This is a genomic window from Scopulibacillus cellulosilyticus (genome assembly GCF_042665295.1).
In the GTDB taxonomy this organism is placed as follows: Bacteria; Bacillota; Bacilli; order Bacillales; family Sporolactobacillaceae; genus Scopulibacillus_A; species Scopulibacillus_A cellulosilyticus.
The window spans coordinates 499,081-515,522 of the sequence record NZ_JBHTCO010000004.1 but is presented as its reverse complement, the minus strand read 5'-3'; the positions used below and the strand labels follow the sequence as shown (position 1 = coordinate 515,522).

Sequence of the window (16,442 nt, the reverse complement as noted above, 5' to 3'; positions counted from 1 at the left end):
TGATTGTTTCCTTCAACAAATTGACAACTTTATACCAAACGGCCATACCGGATCCGTTGCTTGCCCTTTTTTGTTACCCCTTCTACAGCAAATAAACGGCTTCTTCCAAATCCGCGGACAGATAAATAATCTCCAGGCGCCAGTTCATACCCAGTTTTTTCAACAGTCTTCCAATTAACTTTTACTCCGCCTGACTCAATGTGCCCGGCAATTTTAGTTCGGGAAAGTTTGTAGATCTCTGAAAGCACCGTATCAAGTCTTAATGAAGATACAGTCCCTGCGGCTTCATCCCAATGGGTTTCAATATGTAAAATTTCTGAGAGCGGCTTTTCTTTACAAGACACGCCAACTTTACCAACATGTGTTAAATGAGCTGCAACAAAATCAGCCACTTCCTGGGCAGCTAAAAATTGAATGCAATCGTCTTTGAACAATAAATCTCCAAATTTATCGCGAACAAGTCCCAAACCCAATAAAGACCCAAGCAGCTCTCTATGTGTTATTTTAGCAAATTTTGCTGGATAATCCAGTTCAAATAGTGATAATCCAAAACTTTCTTGCTGAACTTGAAAATATTCTGGAACGAGCAACGCCCTTTTTCTTTCCGCAGCCTCAAATCCGCCAAAAAAATGTGCATTCACTTCACCTTGGCTGCCGATAACCAACCGTAATATTTCTTGCTGACGCGGATCAAGGAAATCCGTACATTTAGGGGCATATCTTGTCATAACAAAATCTTGCCAATCCAATATCGTATCAATGAACGGCTTTTCATCATCTCTGAAGTGCTGATAAATTGACATAAAAATACCTCTAATATAATAATGCAGGGAGGTAATTAATCCCTCTTGAAGCAAGATTTAATACAATAAACGCAAGCCAAGGTGAAATATCTATCATACCGCCAATTGGGGGTATGATTTTTCTAAACGGCGCCAAATAAGGTTCACAAATACGCGCCAAAAAACGGCCGATTGAAGAATCTCTTATTCCTGGGAACCATGACATTAAAATATAAATGATAAGTATCCAAGAATAAATATAAATAATTTCAGATAGAATTCTTATGATCTGAAAAAGTATCATTCCTTCACCTCTAAGTTCTCTTTTTCAACATTTCTGTATCAATTCCGGTTATATCTACGTGTTCCGGTGCACACATAAACGTATCCGTTCCCAGCTTTTGCATCTGTCCATCCAAAGCATAAATGGTTCCCGCCAGGAAATCGAGCGTACGCCGGGCTTCGTTTTCCGGGATTCGCTGCATGTTAAGAACCACTGTTTTGCGGTTTTTAATGTGAGCAGCAATATTCTCAACATCGTTAAAAGCCCGCGGTTCCACTATGATCACTTTTGTTTGCTGATGAATACTTTGGAGTGATACGACATTTTGTTTTTTTACCGGCTGCGGCCGTGACAATTCAGCCGGCCTATTTTCATCTTTTATATCATCATAATGATCTTCAATCAACTCATCAGATTCATCATCGAGGTCAAAAAAACGCTTAAAAGTCGTTTTAATACCCATGTTTTATTCCCCTTTACTCGTCTTTTCCAACCAGAGCCGTCCCTATACGTACAAAAGTAGCCCCTTCTTCAATCGCAATTTGATAATCATTAGACATACCCATGGATAATTCAGTACATGGGGCATGATCCCATTTTTTTTCTTGTATATCAGTTTGCCACTCTTTTAACCGGCGAAAAATTTGACGAATTTCCTGTTCATTATCAATATGGGGAGCCATAGTCATTAAACCAATAACTTTAATTTTATCAAAATGTTTCAATTGTTGAACAAAATCTTCCAGTTCATTTTCCTGCAGACCGTGTTTTGATTCTTCACCGGAAATATTGACTTGCACAAAGCATTGGACAGGTTTTTTGGCCCGTTTATTAATTTCCTTAGCCAAAGATAACCGGTCAAGGGAATGCAGAAAATCAATATAATCAATGACTTCCTTGACCTTCCGGGACTGAAGCGAGCCGATAAAATGCCAGTTCACTTTATCATCACTAATGGCTTGTCTTTTTTTTAAGAGCCCTTCTTTACGATTTTCTCCTAAATGCAGCACCCCGGCATCTACTGCTTCCCTCGCCCTCTCACAGCTTACATATTTCGTAACACCAATTATTTTTACGTCTTCAGTGCGCCGATTCGACCTTTCGCATGCTTGAAAGATATTGCTTTGTATCATTTCTAGATTATCTAATACTGTCATGATGCTAATCACCCTTAATTATACCAATATAACTGAGTATCCTTCCTGTCTTTCCATTTTCTGCGCGATATGAATAAAACAGGTCATTCCGGCAGCTTGTACAGTAAGAGCTGACTTCAATTTGGCTTTCCGGTACTCCCGACGCCGCCAATAATCGTTTGTTTAATTCTTTTAAATCCAACATAAAATGGTTATGGTCAACTTGCTTTGCAACCTCTTTGATATCCAACCGGTTAATATCTTTAATATGGCGAATAACATTTTCATCCACCTCGTAACAGCACCCGCCGATTGAAGGACCAATAATCACGTGGATGTCATGAGGCAAAATGCCAAGTTCACTTTTCCAAGTGTTCACCATTTTTGCTGCGCCTTGGCCAACGGTTCCCCTCCACCCCGCATGAAGAAGACCTACAGCATGCTTATTTTTTGAATAAAAATAAATGGGCACACAATCGGCATAGCATGCTGTAAGCATGACTTGATCATCAGTTGTATACAACCCGTCAGTATCTTTGATCGCTGTATCTAAATCATAAGCACCTTTACCGCCGTCACTGGAAGTAACCCGAGCTAAATTCGTACCGTGAACTTGCTCCGCGGCCACCCAGTGATCAAGCGAAACGCCTAAATCCTCTGCTAATCTCCTGCGATTTTCTAATACCGCTTTTTGATCATCATGTACATGAAATCCCATATTTAAGCTGTCAAAAGGTTTATTGCTGACGCCGCCCCTTCGAGTACTTATTCCTGCAATAATAGCTTTATTATGATCAAGTATGACATTTTTCATATGTAATGACTTTTCAGTTTCTACAGAAAAAGGTTCTGACGCCATATGTGACACTCCCTTATAACTTTCGTACAAAGTTTCTTTCATTTTACCATATGTTATTGCTTATTTGGTGATTTATCTAGGATAAATCTATGAATCTTTGTTTTGCTGGTATTCGTCAGAGCCTGCTTCATGAAATCGTACTAAAATGACATCTGCACCAATCCGGACAATGTTGCGCCACGGTATGGTAACATCATTGTCCCTGCCAAGGAGCCCCATCATTTTCCCTGAACCGGGAATAATTAAACTCTCGATTTTACCTGATGTTAAATTAACATCCAAATCACCAATATGACCAAGCCTTTTACCATTTTCTACATTGACAACCTCTTTTGCTTGAAAATCTGATATTTTCGCCATTATCTCCGCCTCGCTTTCTAATATAAATATATGGCGGCTTAGTTTAAAAATGAACAATTACATTCTAGTTCCTTGAATTTTCGGTGCTTTTCATATAAAAAAATATTTTTTAAAAAATTTCAAAAAAATCATTGACGAGGCCAAGCCCTCTGTTATAGTATAGTATCAGAAATTACAAACACTGTACTACAACAGTATTGTTAAAATATTAAGGAGGTTATAATATGAACTGCCCAACATGCAACGGTAACGGTGAATTGGAATGTACGAAATGCAAAGGTGAAAAACATAAAAAACAAGGTAAGTCCCAATCATGTCAATGTTATAACGGTGTTGTTATTTGTCCTACATGCAGCGGAAACGGAACCATTGAATAAGAGGAGGATGTATAACTTGACTACTTCTATTCAATATCAGGACGCAGAAGCCACAAATGAGTTTCAGAATGATATAAAAAAGATCTTAACACCCGAGGCCATGGCGTTTTTAAAAAAATTGCATGTTAAATTTAATACCGAAAGAATTCGTTGTCTTAAACAAAGACAAATTCGTCAAAAAGAGATTGATAACGGAAAAATGCCAGACTTTTTACCAGAAACTAAGTCTATACGTCATGACAAATGGACAATTAGTCCTATTCCCGATGATTTAAAAGACAGGCGGGTGGAAATTACAGGTCCGGCAAGCGACAGAAAAATGGTAATTAACGCCTTAAATTCAGGTGCTTATGTTTTTATGGCTGATCTCGAAGATGCTACTTCACCGACTTGGCAAAATATCATCCAGTCTCAAATTAATTTAATAGACGCTGTTAACCGAAACCTTACCTACACAAATGAGAACGGAAAACACTACACGCTTAATGAAAAAATTGCGACATTACTCGTCCGTCCAAGAGGATGGCACCTTGAGGAAAAGCATGTTCTTGTTAACGGAGAAAAAATGTCAGCAAGCCTTTTCGATTTTGGCTTATACCTGTTTCATAATGCCGCACAGTTACTCAAAAACAACTCTGGTCCTTACTTTTATTTACCTAAGATTGAAAGCCGTGAAGAAGCACGTCTATGGAACGATGTATTTATCTTTTCCGAACAGGAATTAGGATTACAACAAGGTACTATTAAAGCCACAGTTTTAATTGAAACGATTTTAGCCGCCTTCGAAGCTGACGAAATACTTTATGAATTAAGGGAACACAGCGCCGGTTTAAACTGCGGCCGATGGGATTATATTTTCAGCTACCTGAAAAAGTTTCGAAATCATCAAGACTTTATTCTTCCTGACCGTTCACTGGTCACAATGACAGTTCCGTTTATGAAGGCGTATACACAATACGTGGTTGAGACGTGCCATAAGAGAAAGGCGCATGCTATCGGGGGCATGGCTGCTCAAATTCCGATCAAAAATAACCCCAAGGCAAATGAAGAGGCACTGAACAAAGTCAAAGCCGATAAGACAAGAGAAGTAATTAACGGACATGACGGCAGCTGGGTTGCACACCCGGGTCTTGTACCAATTGTTCTCGATGTCTTTAATGAACATATGCCTGAGGCTAATCAAATAGACAGGCAAATAGAACATAAAACAATCACAGCAAAAGATTTGTTGGCAATCCCTGAGGGTCCAATTACTGAAGAAGGTCTCAGAATGAACATCAGCGTTGCCATTCAATATATTGAAGCATGGCTCGGCGGCAAAGGAGCTGTTCCTATATACAACTTAATGGAAGATGCTGCCACAGCGGAGATATCGCGCGCCCAAGTATGGCAATGGATTCGTCATCCGCAAGGGTTTTTAGAAGATGGCCGAAAAATTACTAGGAATCTTGTTGAACAAATGATAACTGTTGAACTGGTTGATCTGAAAAATAGCTTCGGTGAAGAACAATTTAATAATGGAAATTATGAAAGTGCAGCAAGGCTATTTTCGCAATTGGTATTCAACGATGAATTTGAAGAATTTTTAACTCTTCCTGGTTATGAAAGGATCGATTAATTTTAATGATACGGAGGAATGAAACATGAACCTTAAAGAAAAGTTTTTAGCAATTGAAGAAAGCTGGAAATCAGAACGTTGGAAAGGTATTACCCGTCCTTATACGGCGGAAGAAGTTGTCCGTCTCCAGGGCTCAGTACAAATTGAGCACACATTGGCCAAAAGAGGCGCTGATAAATTATGGCAGCTTATCCATTCCGAAGATTATGTTGCCGCTTTAGGCGCTTTAACAGGAAATCAAGCTGTGCAACAGGTCAAGGCCGGACTTAAAGCCATTTACCTCAGCGGCTGGCAGGTTGCAGCAGACGCCAATTTAGCTGGTCAAATGTATCCTGACCAAAGTCTTTATCCGGCAAACAGCGTTCCGAATGTTGTTAAAAAAATTAATCAAGCCTTTCAGCGCGCTGATCAAATTGATCATTTAGAAGGAAAAAGCGATACCGATTGGTTCGCACCCATCGTCGCTGATGCAGAAGCCGGTTTTGGAGGTCATTTAAACGTTTTTGAGCTTATGAAGGCAATGATTGAAGCCGGAGCTGCCGGTGTACACTTTGAAGATCAGCTGTCTTCTGAGAAAAAATGCGGTCATCTTGGCGGTAAAGTTTTGCTTCCTACGCAACAGGCAGTGCAAAACCTTATTTCTGCCCGGCTTGCAGCCGATGTATCAAATATTCCGACTGTTATTATCGCAAGAACGGATGCCAATGCGGCAGGATTAGTAACAAGTGATATTGATCCATATGATCATGAATTTTTAACTGGAGAACGGACGGTTGAAGGCTTTTATCGTTCAAAAGCCGGTCTTGATCAAGCAATTTCAAGAGGTTTGGCTTATGCTCCTTATGCCGATCTTATTTGGTGTGAAACTTCTGAACCAAATCTTGAAGAAGCAAAGAAATTTGCTGAAGGGATACACGCTAAATATCCGGATAAACTATTGGCTTATAACTGTTCACCATCATTTAATTGGCAGAAAAAATTGGATAAAGAAACAATCGCTTTATTCCAGAGAGAGCTTGGTAAAATGGGTTACAAATTTCAATTTATTACATTGGCGGGATTCCATGCGCTTAATCACAGCATGTTTGAACTTGCACGCCAATATAAAGAAACCGGCATGACAGCTTACTCTAACCTGCAACAAGCTGAATTTAGCAGTGAACAATATGGATATACTGCAACAAAACATCAAAGAGAGGTTGGTACAGGTTACTTTGATATGGTTGCTCAAACGATTGCCGGCGGAAAATCTTCAACAACAGCTCTTAAAGGTTCAACCGAAGAAGAACAATTTTCATCCCTCTAAAGAAAAACTTACGGACTGCCCCTTTATTCTTTAAGCAAAAATTAAGCCTTAAGCGATCGCTTAAGGCTTAATTTTTTATATTTTTATTCATTTCTTTTATCGCGGCTTTTTCTAATCTGGAAACTTGAGCCTGCGATATACCAATTTCGTCAGCAACCTCCATTTGCGTCTTACCATGAAAAAACCGCATTGATAAGATGCTTTTTTCTCGCTCATCAAGTCTTGTCATAGCTTCCTTTAAAGCAATTTCTTCAATCCAATTGACATCCTTATTTTTGTCATCGCTAATTTGATCCATTACAAAAATTGGATCACCGCCATCATTATATATCGGTTCAAACAGTGAGACAGGATCCTGAATGGCATCTAAAGCAAAGACAATATCTTCAATAGGAAGATCAAGTTCTTTAGCAATTTCAGCTGCTGTTGGTTCCTTAGCGTTTTTGGATATCAATTTCTCTTTAACCTGCAATGCTTTATAAGCAATATCTCTGAGAGACCGTGACACCCTTATAGGGTTATTATCTCTCAAATATCGGCGGATTTCACCAATAATCATTGGAACCGCATAGGTTGAAAACTTTACATTTTGACTCAAATCGAAATTATCAATAGATTTCATAAGTCCGATACATCCGACTTGGAACAAATCGTCGACGTACTCACCTCTGTTGTTGAACCTTTGAATGACACTCAATACGAGTCTTAAATTGCCATTAACAAGTTTCTCCCTTGCTTCATGTTCGCCGTTTTGCATTTTAACAAATAGCTTTCTCATTTCTTCGTTTTTTAGAACTGGCAATGTAGCTGTATCAACACCGCATATTTCTACTTTATTTCGTGCCATTTGATTCCCTCCTAATCGGAGCATTGTACAAAGTAAAGTATCTCCTACGAAGGGAATTTTATGCACTCAAACAAAGCACGTTTTATTATAAAAAATTTCCAATTTATCTAGAAAAAGCCGATAAAATAAAGCTCGGCGAATGCCAAGCTTTCGATTTTTTTAGACCATTTTATTAAATTCCTTTTGAAGCCTCTTAATTATTCTTTTTTCCAGACGCGATATATAAGACTGGGAAATCCCAAGCTGGTCTGCGACATCTTTTTGCGTTTTTTCTTTTCCTCCGGATAGGCCAAACCGTAATTCCATAATTTCTTTCTCGCGTTCGTTTAACATTAGAATTGCTTTTTGCAACAGCGATCTTTCAACTTTCCGTTCCATATCCCGCGTGATAATATCTTCATCCGTTCCCAGAACATCTGATAAGAGAAGCTCGTTGCCATCCCAGTCAACATTTAATGGTTCATCAAAGGAAACTTCAGATTTTGTTTTATTATTTCTCCTTAAATACATTAAAATTTCGTTTTCAATACATCGGGAGGCATATGTGGCAAGTTTAATCTTTTTCTCTGGATTAAAAGTATTTACCGCCTTAATTAAACCAATCGTACCGATGCTAATAAGGTCCTCAATATTAATTTTAGTATTTTCAAATTTCCTTGCAATATAGACAACGAGGCGTAAATTACGCTCTATTAAGGTTGATCTTGCCTCTTCATCACCTTTAGGAAGCCTCTGTAACAATTCGGTTTCTTCTTCTTTTGTAAGCGGCGGAGGAAGTGCTTCACTTCCACCAATATAATAAATTTCATCGGATTTAATACCTAATTTGTGTAATAATTTATACCAAAAGGACAAAAAGGCCAGTTTCAATCGCCGCATACCGTCGCTCCCTCCCGCCTAAATTATGATGCACTTTCAATTGTTTTCCCTTTTAACATCATATCCGGGTGAAGGATACAGTCAAAATCTCCCTCACTAGATAAACGATCGCTTGTTAAAGCAATAACCGCTTTGGGACTTTGAATTGTTTTCCCATCATGATAAATATAAACATTATCAGGCCTTACCGTTGTAATCAGCTGTTGCCCTCCGCTCACTGTCCGATATGGAACCATCGAAATCCTGCTTGCCAGCTCTTCGTTAATGTCTGGATGGAGTGCTGCATATTGATGATGCCACCCTTCAAATAAACATTTAGGAAGAACACCTTGTGCACCTGAATAACTTAAAAACATCACGGGTGTTCTAGTCAATGGATCATATAGTTTATTGCCGCTGTCAATTAAGCCTGTAACGGTTATCGTTTTACCAAAAAGGATAATTTCTGTTTTCACTTGCTCAGACGACTGCCATTTTCGTATGACAAGATGATCCAATCTCTTTTTCGAAAAGTACCACAAAATAGGAAAACCTATTATAACGAAAGTCCAACTGATCGGATCGCCATAACTCAAAGTACTAAACAAGTTTTGGGGTGCATATGATTGACTGGATTCAAAAAAGTAATGTGCAGCAAACAACCCTCCCCCTATCATAAATGCTGAAAAATAAAAGGTTAAAAAACTTTGAACAAATAAAAAAAACTTTCTGTAACCAAAAACAATAAAAACAATCATTAATGAAAACAAAAACTTCCCTAAAGGATTATAGAAAAAAGGAGAAAGCGGCGTAAAAAGCAGACAGACAATGCTGGAAGCAACTAATGTTCCAAGCCCAAGCCGCAAAGGATGAACTGGCCGTTTTAAAATAATTGATGTCATCTTAAATAACATAAAATCAATAAATAAGTTTAACAGCCAGACTGCATCCAGGTAAATGGTCATATCCACCACCCGCCATAATCGTATTTTAGATTAGTATACCGGCTTATCCTTATAATGTCTGTCAATTTCTGGCGGAGACAAACTTGTTATTTTGAAGGAAATACCTTTATTTTGTCAAATAATATAATAAAGTGAAACTTCCATCAGCAGGGGTTTTCTTCATCCCCTACTGATGGTTAGTTGAACAAATCGGGGTGTTAGCGAAGCAACTACATGAATTGCCTCTGTGTAATTTGCGACGAGCTTTGTTTAACCTCTTCGAAAATTCATCGCGCAGGAGCACTCCGTTAACCCCCGCCTAAACTTCAGCGCTTAAACTCAAGTTTTGAGGCGGGAGTTTTACGGACGGTTGCACCGGGATAAAGAAATTCAGTTTCCTTTGAATATTTAAATCTATGAATATTTATATTAAGCCGAACATAAATATGAAAACTATTAGGGGGTATCTGGCAGTGGATAAAAATAAATATATTATTCTTGCAGGATCAGTTTTAGCTTCCGTCATTATCATTTTTGCTCTATATTTCAATTATCATTCTAGTAAACAAGTATCAACAAAAGAGATGAATAGAGGGCAAAATAATAACATTGATGAAATACCGGTTTTAGAAGTACCGAAAAAGCAAATGGATGATATACATAAAAGAACTGAAAAAACGGTACAAGCTATTCATAAAGGATTGGAGAATGCCAAGGGTTTTAAAAATACGCATTTGAAATCTGTTGAAAGTTCCCCTAAAAGTAAAACATTAAATAAAAAGTTATCCTTTTTAATTACGATTAATATGCAAACGTCTATTAAAAGTTCGGATAAGCATGCCGAAGATGTTGGACATGACGTTGAAAAATTTGTCAGCAAGATTATGAATTCAAAAAAAATGAAAGCACTGCTTAAAAATAACTCATATACCATTAAGGTTTTTAGCAAGGACGGCAAGAAAATAAATTAATCATAACTATTGTCAGCATCATTTTATATACAAAAAAACGGCCAGTTCAATGAACCGGCCGTTTTCTTTAACGACGGCGATTACGATTTCTTAAAAACGCCGGAATATCTAATGTATCTTCAACATCAGACGATGACGGCTGTTGTGATACCCGAGGGCTGCTGTTTTCCTGCTCTTCCCATTGCGGAGCCGGTTTACTTTGCGGTTGGGCAGCCGGCCGCGGTTGACGGGTACGCTGCTGGTTCCCTCTATCCTCAAATCCTGTTGCGATTACAGTTACAACAATTTCGTCTTTCAAATCTTCATTAATCCCGGAGCCAAAAATCATATTGACTTCTTGATCAGCAGCTGTTGCCACAATATCTGCCGCTTCATTAACCTCATACAGGCTGAGACTTGTACCGCCTGTAATATTCATAAGTACGCCTTTCGCACCATCTATAGACTTTTCTAACAGCGGACTGTTTATAGCTTTTTTAGCAGCTTCGCCTGCGCGGTTTTCTCCTGTGGCGATGCCGATACCCATAAGCGATGAACCGCCTTCAGTCATAATCGTTTTAACATCCGCAAAGTCAAGGTTGATAAGACCCGGAACGGCGATTAAATCCGATATGCCTTGAACACCTTGACGAAGGACATTATCCGCTTCTCTAAACGCTTCCAGCATTGGTGTATTTTTATCGACTATTTCTAATAAGCGGTCATTCGGTATAACGATCAATGTATCTACCTTTTCTTTTAAAGTGGAGATACCGTTAGTCGCTTGAGTCGCACGTTTTCTCCCTTCAAAAGTAAATGGACGTGTCACGACACCGACAGTTAATGCGCCTATGTCTTTGGAAATTTCCGCTACAACCGGTGCAGCACCTGTACCCGTACCGCCGCCCATGCCGGCGGTAACGAAAACCATATCCGCTCCTTTTAGAGCTTCCTCTATTTGTTCCCTGCTTTCTTCTGCAGCTTTTTTGCCAATCTCAGGATTAGCTCCCGCACCAAGCCCTCTTGTCAGTTTTTCGCCTAATTGAAGAGTTGTTTCTGCCTTTGACATCTTTAAAGCTTGGGCATCAGTATTGACACAAATGAATTCAACCCCCTCAATGCCGCTCTCTATCATACGGTTAACTGCGTTGCTGCCGCCACCGCCGACACCGATAACTTTAATCCGTGCAAATTGATCCATATCCATATCATATTCAAACATGATTTGTTCCTCCCATTTCATAATTCCGCAGCCAGTTTAATCGAAAAACAATCCGAACCAGTCTTTAACCTTTTTGGTCATTCCTGCCCGTTCTCTTTCATTCTGGCTTTCTTTTTTCTGTTTTTTTCTTTGTTTAGGCGGTGCTTCATGATAGTTTTCATAAGAGATTGCTGCCGCGACTTCTTTGCCTTGAACTTTGACATTATGATAAGCAAATTGAATTAAACCGATGCCAGTTGTATACTGCGGTTCGCGAACCCCAATATAATCCGGTATCGCTACCCTGACGTTGCTGTCCAATTCATGTTGAGCAAGGTCTAACAGGCCAAGCATGGCTGTCACACCGCCCGTTAAAACATAACCGCCCGGCATTTCATAAAAGCCAAGTTTCTTTATTTCAGATCGAACAAGCTCGAAAATTTCCGCAATCCGGGGTTCAATAATATAGGCCAGATCCTGTTGACTGTATTCTTCGCTTGAGGAACTGCCTATTTTTGATGCGGTAAATGTTTCATCAGGTGAAGCTGTATCTATGAAGGCATGTCCATATTTCACCTTTATTTCTTCGGATTCCTCTGTTGGTGTTCTTAGTCCAATTGATATATCCTTCGTGACATGATTGCCCCCTATCGGCAACACAAAAGTTGCCATTAGGGTCCCTTGGTCAAACACCGCCACATTCGTTGATCCGCCGCCAATATCAACCAACGTTACACCAAGGTTCATTTCATCTTTTGAAAGGGCAACCGATCCTAAGGCAAGAGGCTGCAAGCAAATATCGGCTATTTCCAAACCTGCCTTTTCAACACACCGTAATAAATTATGTAGAATCGTTTTAGAGCCTGTTATAATTGTGCCTTCCATTTCCAGCCTGACGCCAACCATCCCCCTGGGATCGTTGATTTCTTCTAACCCGTCAACAATAAATTGGTGCGGTATAACATCAATGACTTCTCTTTCGGGCGGAATCGGCATGACCTGTGCCGCATCCATAACCCTGGCTATATCCTCATCCCCTATTTCCCGGTTTTCACTGGATACAGCGACAATACCGTGACAAGATTGAAGTTGTATATGGTTGCCGGTGACACCGACAATCACACTCTTTATTTGTAAACCTACCATTCTTTCAGCTTGTTCTACCGCCTTTTGTATCGAACGAACAGTTTCATCAATATCCACAATGGAGCCTTTTTTAATCCCCTTGGATGTTGACTTTCCTATTCCAATGACATTCAAATTTCCACCGGTCATTTCTCCGATTATCACCTTAACATTGGATGTACCGATGTCTAAACTTACATAAATGTCTTTGCTGTTCATTCTTTGGCACCTCCTTTACCTGATTGTATCTATTAAAACACTTGCGATGAATAGATTTGTGACATAAGAATGTATTCAACATATTGAGACATATCACCTTTTTTTGCAAGCAATAAAATCAATAACTTCCTTTGGTTTCTTTATCCAATGATAGAAACAACTGTAAATGAAAATATTAAACTTCCTGATACAGCATGCAGTAGATAAATATAAGTCTACACTAATATAGACGTATAGAAAAGTTAAAGTACAACATTATGCTTTACTCAAAAGATTTTCGCCAAACAAAGTATTTTCTGACGCTGCAAATGCATTTATTACATTTATTTAACATTCATAAAACGATGGTAACATTCATATTCCAATTAAATGATTACAATTTCTTACGTTAGAACCTCTTTTGTCAAAAATAAGCCTGTTCATGTTTGAAATTTTATTTTCCTTTGTCTTTTTTATAGGGCTCGAAGTAAGACCCAACTTGTAAATGGATCACACCTTGTGCATTTTTAGGTAATTTCTTTACTAAGTTTGGATATTCAGTCATTTTTTCAGAAAAGCTGCTAATATCTGCCAATACTTTAAATCCATCGTTCATATAAACAATAATTGAGTCTGAATCAGAATCAGATGAATCAGGGTATATTTCAGATATTTCACTAATAATGCTTGACGGCGTTTTTGATAATTGCTCAGCCATTTTTTTCAGCTTACTATTATTCTTCCAATCAATTAAAATAGGAGCGTTTATCGGCAGATGACTATCATTCTTTTTAGTCAGCAATGCACCGTTTTCCAAAATAGGTATGTATTTATCATCTTTCTTTAAATAAGCAATCCGATGATATTCATTTACACTGATCGTCACTTTGTTAGGAAAAACTTTTGTAACATGCGCAGAGGAGACTGTTGGAAGTTTTTTAATCTTTTTCTCAACATCGCCAGTATTAATATCCCAGTAGTGATCCTTTGTTGTTAATCCGCTTGCCTTAATAATCTTTTTATTATCTATAAAGTGCTGGCCCTCTACTTCAATATTATGAACCGTACTTAATGGTGACTGCAGATAAATGACAACAAGAATTAAAATAAAAAAGATAATTATGTAAAAAATAAATCTGCGATTAGACTTTTGTTTTCGTTGCTCTTTAAGCTTAGGTATGCGATCTTCTATAGGTATGACTTTTTTATCGGTCATTGTACAAAAGCTCCTCAATCATTATTCTAATTCTCGTAGAAATAATAGAAACTTCATATAATGAAACAAAACGACATACAAAAATGTCGTTTTGTTTCATTATATCATAAATGGATTGTTTAATTACTCTCTTGCGGAAGAATAATTTCAATCTCAGTGTGTAGGTCGATGGCATTTTTGTCACTTATTGTATTTTTAATAAATGCTATAAGATCTCTAACATTTTCAGCCGTTGCACCGCCTGCATTTACGATAAAATTGGCGTGTAACTCAGAAATTTGCGCACCGCCAATTTTATAACCTTTCAGCCCTGCGTCTTCAATTAATTTGCCGGAATGCTGCGGCAAGGGATTTCTAAAAATACTGCCGGCACAAGGCATGTCATACGGTTGTGTACTATGACGGTAATCTTTAAATGACTGCATATCGGCATATATTTTTTCTGAATCCCCTTTAGTCAGTTGAAACTTTGCTTCCACACAAATACCGTTATCGAATTGTAAGGCGGATGTACGATAACTGTAATTTAATTCTTCCTTAGAAACCCATTTTAAGGTTCCGTCCGGGTATAAAACTCTGGCTTCTATAATAATTTGCGAAATGTCTGAGCCGTGGGCGCCTGCATTCATATATACAGCACCGCCGACTGAACCCGGAATGCCTCCCGCAAATTCAAAGCCTGCATATCCTTTTTTACTCATAATTGTCGCAAGCGGCACCATCGGATAACCGGCGCCAACCCGTAATATCTCATCTTCAATTTCCAAATGATTAATCCCTTTGCCAAGTTTTATAACAACGCCTCTTATCCCCTCATCATTAACCAATAAGTTTGATCCTCTGCCTATCACTCGGAACGGTACATTTGCTTCACGAATCAGGCGTACCGTTTTTTCCAAACTTTCTATGCTGTTCGGTTCAACAAAAATATCTGCGGGACCGCCAATTTTCATCGTTGTATGCTTAGACAACGGTTCGTTGAGACGAATTTTACCGATTTGTTCATTTTCTAACTGTTGGTATAAATCTTTCACCGTGACCTCTCCTTCACTGGTTTTACCTATTGATTAGATTAGCCATGAGCGTCCGTACTCTGGCCGCAGCATCAGGAATGCCTTGGCTCACTGACGCCTCGTGCATCTTTTTCCAAGTCTTTTCGTCCCCTAAAATAGAATCGATTTCTTTTAACAGCTTATGACCATTTAAATCATTTTCTTTAATAATAATTGATGCACCGTTCTTGGCTAAAGCTTCTGCATTTTTTTCTTGGTGATTATTTGTTACGTAAGGACTTGGGATTAAAATGCTTGGTATTCCCAAGGCTGTTAATTCAGCAATGGTTGTTGCCCCTGCCCTTGAAACAACTAAATCAGCTCCGGCAAGCAGGTCCGGCATATTATGAATAAACGGTTTAATTATAACATTTTGTGGATTGCCTGCTTGCTTAATTTTTTCCATAACAGTATTATAATGGACGTCTCCAGTAATATACAACACTTGATAGTCGATATTCGCAAGATCTTTTAACATCCCGATAACCGCATCGTTTATTGGCCGGGCACCGCGGCTTCCCCCGAAAATTATAACTGTTTTTTTATCTAGAGAGAGTCCTGACTCTTTTTTTCCTTTAGAGGCATCACCATTTAACACTTCAGATGCTCTTGGATTACCTGTCAAAACAACTTTCTGCTTTGGAAAAAATGCTTCAGCCGCTTCGAATGAAACTGCAACACGATCCACATATCGGCTTAAAAATTTATTCGTCAAACCTGGTATGCTGTTTTGCTCATGGATAATTGTCGGTATACCAAGCTTCGCTCCGGCATAAACGACAGGTCCGCATACATATCCGCCGGTACCTATAATAACATCCGGTTTAAAACGTTTAATAAATTTTTTGCTTTTTGACACGCCGCGTAAAAATCGATTGATAGTCTTTACATTTTCAAATGATAATTTTCTTTTAAATCCTGTGATATGTAACGATTCAAAAGGGATATTTTCTCTTTTTACAATATCCTGTTCCAGACCATTTTTTGCCCCTACATACAGAAATTCAGAATCAGGAACATGACGCTTTATTTCATTAATTACTGCGATTGCAGGATATATATGTCCGCCGGTCCCGCCGCCGCTCAACATCACTCTCATCAAAAAACACTCCTCGTATAATGTGTTCAAAAAGGAGGACAAAAAGAGCCGAGAAGTTCAAGGAAGTGCAGCCTCCGAGCACCGGAGCGACGAGCATATCTTCTCGAAAGGACTGCGAGTTGCGACGAGAAGTTGGTATTACATCTGTGAATAAACTGCGGCGCAGGAGCACAGATGCATCTTAGAATTTGCTCGATACGTGAGGAGCGGAGGAGCAAGCTGACGCGGAAA

General features: G+C 38.8%; 18 protein-coding genes. 4 read left to right on the top strand and 14 right to left on the bottom strand.

All coding sequences use genetic code 11. The features are described from left to right. Nucleotides 1-29: 29 nt before the first annotated feature. The 6 genes from ACFQRG_RS05730 to ACFQRG_RS05705 form a co-directional block, all read right to left on the bottom strand. The gene (locus tag ACFQRG_RS05730) at nt 30-803 is read right to left on the bottom strand and encodes a YlmH family RNA-binding protein (RefSeq protein WP_380964629.1); all 774 of its coding nucleotides are present in this window, start codon (nt 801-803) and stop codon (nt 30-32) included. 10 nt (nt 804-813) lie between these two features. Continuing rightward, nucleotides 814-1,086, bottom strand: coding sequence for a YggT family protein (locus tag ACFQRG_RS05725; RefSeq protein ID WP_380964627.1), 273 nt, complete (start codon nt 1,084-1,086; stop codon nt 814-816). 10 nt (nt 1,087-1,096) lie between these two features. Continuing rightward, nucleotides 1,097-1,528 (bottom strand): cell division protein SepF, encoded by a 432-nt coding sequence (locus ACFQRG_RS05720; protein ID WP_380964626.1) that lies wholly within the window; start codon nt 1,526-1,528, stop codon nt 1,097-1,099. A gap of 13 nt (nt 1,529-1,541) precedes the next feature. Continuing rightward, a complete protein-coding gene (locus ACFQRG_RS05715; RefSeq protein WP_380964624.1) occupies nt 1,542-2,222 on the bottom strand; it encodes a YggS family pyridoxal phosphate-dependent enzyme in 681 nt (226 codons plus the stop codon). Between the two features lie 4 nt (nt 2,223-2,226). Then, a complete protein-coding gene (gene pgeF, locus ACFQRG_RS05710; RefSeq protein ID WP_380964622.1) occupies nt 2,227-3,060 on the bottom strand; it encodes a peptidoglycan editing factor PgeF in 834 nt (277 codons plus the stop codon). Between the two features lie 87 nt (nt 3,061-3,147). After that, on the bottom strand, nt 3,148-3,420 hold the full coding sequence (locus tag ACFQRG_RS05705) for a YlmC/YmxH family sporulation protein (RefSeq protein ID WP_380964620.1): 273 nt from the start codon (nt 3,418-3,420) through the stop codon (nt 3,148-3,150). A gap of 224 nt (nt 3,421-3,644) precedes the next feature. Between ACFQRG_RS05705 and ACFQRG_RS05700 the strand changes: the two genes are divergently transcribed. Genes ACFQRG_RS05700 through aceA form a run of 3 tightly spaced genes read left to right on the top strand, consistent with a single transcriptional unit; the run spans nt 3,645 to nt 6,721 of the window. Beyond that, entirely contained in the window at nt 3,645-3,797 is a 153-nt protein-coding gene (locus tag ACFQRG_RS05700; protein WP_380964618.1) for a hypothetical protein, read from the top strand. 7 nt (nt 3,798-3,804) lie between these two features. Next, a complete protein-coding gene (aceB, locus tag ACFQRG_RS05695; RefSeq protein WP_380964616.1) occupies nt 3,805-5,415 on the top strand; it encodes a malate synthase A in 1,611 nt (536 codons plus the stop codon). A gap of 25 nt (nt 5,416-5,440) precedes the next feature. Continuing rightward, nucleotides 5,441-6,721, top strand: coding sequence for an isocitrate lyase (aceA, locus tag ACFQRG_RS05690; RefSeq protein ID WP_380964614.1), 1,281 nt, complete (start codon nt 5,441-5,443; stop codon nt 6,719-6,721). 67 nt (nt 6,722-6,788) lie between these two features. Here the strand turns inward: aceA and sigG are convergent, their stop codons facing one another. The 3 genes from sigG to spoIIGA form a co-directional block, all read right to left on the bottom strand. Next, nucleotides 6,789-7,568 carry an RNA polymerase sporulation sigma factor SigG gene (gene sigG, locus ACFQRG_RS05685; RefSeq protein WP_380964612.1) on the bottom strand — a complete coding sequence of 260 codons (780 nt, stop codon included), beginning with the start codon at nt 7,566-7,568 and terminating at the stop codon, nt 6,789-6,791. A gap of 159 nt (nt 7,569-7,727) precedes the next feature. Further along, the gene (gene sigE, locus ACFQRG_RS05680) at nt 7,728-8,447 is read right to left on the bottom strand and encodes an RNA polymerase sporulation sigma factor SigE (protein ID WP_380964610.1); all 720 of its coding nucleotides are present in this window, start codon (nt 8,445-8,447) and stop codon (nt 7,728-7,730) included. Nucleotides 8,448-8,470: 23 nt separating this feature from the next. After that, nucleotides 8,471-9,391 carry a sigma-E processing peptidase SpoIIGA gene (gene spoIIGA / locus ACFQRG_RS05675; protein ID WP_380964608.1) on the bottom strand — a complete coding sequence of 307 codons (921 nt, stop codon included), beginning with the start codon at nt 9,389-9,391 and terminating at the stop codon, nt 8,471-8,473. A 452-nt stretch (nt 9,392-9,843) separates the two neighbouring features. On the opposite strand from spoIIGA, the gene ACFQRG_RS05670 reads away from it, so the two are divergent. Then, on the top strand, nt 9,844-10,341 hold the full coding sequence (locus tag ACFQRG_RS05670) for a DUF4030 domain-containing protein (RefSeq protein ID WP_380964606.1): 498 nt from the start codon (nt 9,844-9,846) through the stop codon (nt 10,339-10,341). Between the two features lie 67 nt (nt 10,342-10,408). Here the strand turns inward: ACFQRG_RS05670 and ftsZ are convergent, their stop codons facing one another. From ftsZ to murG, 5 genes are all read right to left on the bottom strand, one after another. Continuing rightward, complete coding sequence (gene ftsZ / locus ACFQRG_RS05665) at nt 10,409-11,542, bottom strand: cell division protein FtsZ (protein WP_380964604.1); 1,134 nt, start codon at nt 11,540-11,542, stop codon at nt 10,409-10,411. Between the two features lie 36 nt (nt 11,543-11,578). Continuing rightward, the gene (gene ftsA, locus ACFQRG_RS05660) at nt 11,579-12,865 is read right to left on the bottom strand and encodes a cell division protein FtsA (protein WP_380964602.1); all 1,287 of its coding nucleotides are present in this window, start codon (nt 12,863-12,865) and stop codon (nt 11,579-11,581) included. A 433-nt stretch (nt 12,866-13,298) separates the two neighbouring features. Beyond that, nucleotides 13,299-14,060 carry a cell division protein FtsQ/DivIB gene (locus ACFQRG_RS05655; RefSeq protein ID WP_380964600.1) on the bottom strand — a complete coding sequence of 254 codons (762 nt, stop codon included), beginning with the start codon at nt 14,058-14,060 and terminating at the stop codon, nt 13,299-13,301. Nucleotides 14,061-14,179: 119 nt separating this feature from the next. Then, nucleotides 14,180-15,094: a UDP-N-acetylmuramate dehydrogenase gene (murB, locus tag ACFQRG_RS05650; protein WP_380964598.1), complete on the bottom strand. Its 915-nt coding sequence runs from the start codon at nt 15,092-15,094 to the stop codon at nt 14,180-14,182. A 22-nt stretch (nt 15,095-15,116) separates the two neighbouring features. Then, nucleotides 15,117-16,211: an undecaprenyldiphospho-muramoylpentapeptide beta-N-acetylglucosaminyltransferase gene (gene murG / locus ACFQRG_RS05645; protein ID WP_380964596.1), complete on the bottom strand. Its 1,095-nt coding sequence runs from the start codon at nt 16,209-16,211 to the stop codon at nt 15,117-15,119. Nucleotides 16,212-16,442 lie beyond the last annotated feature (231 nt).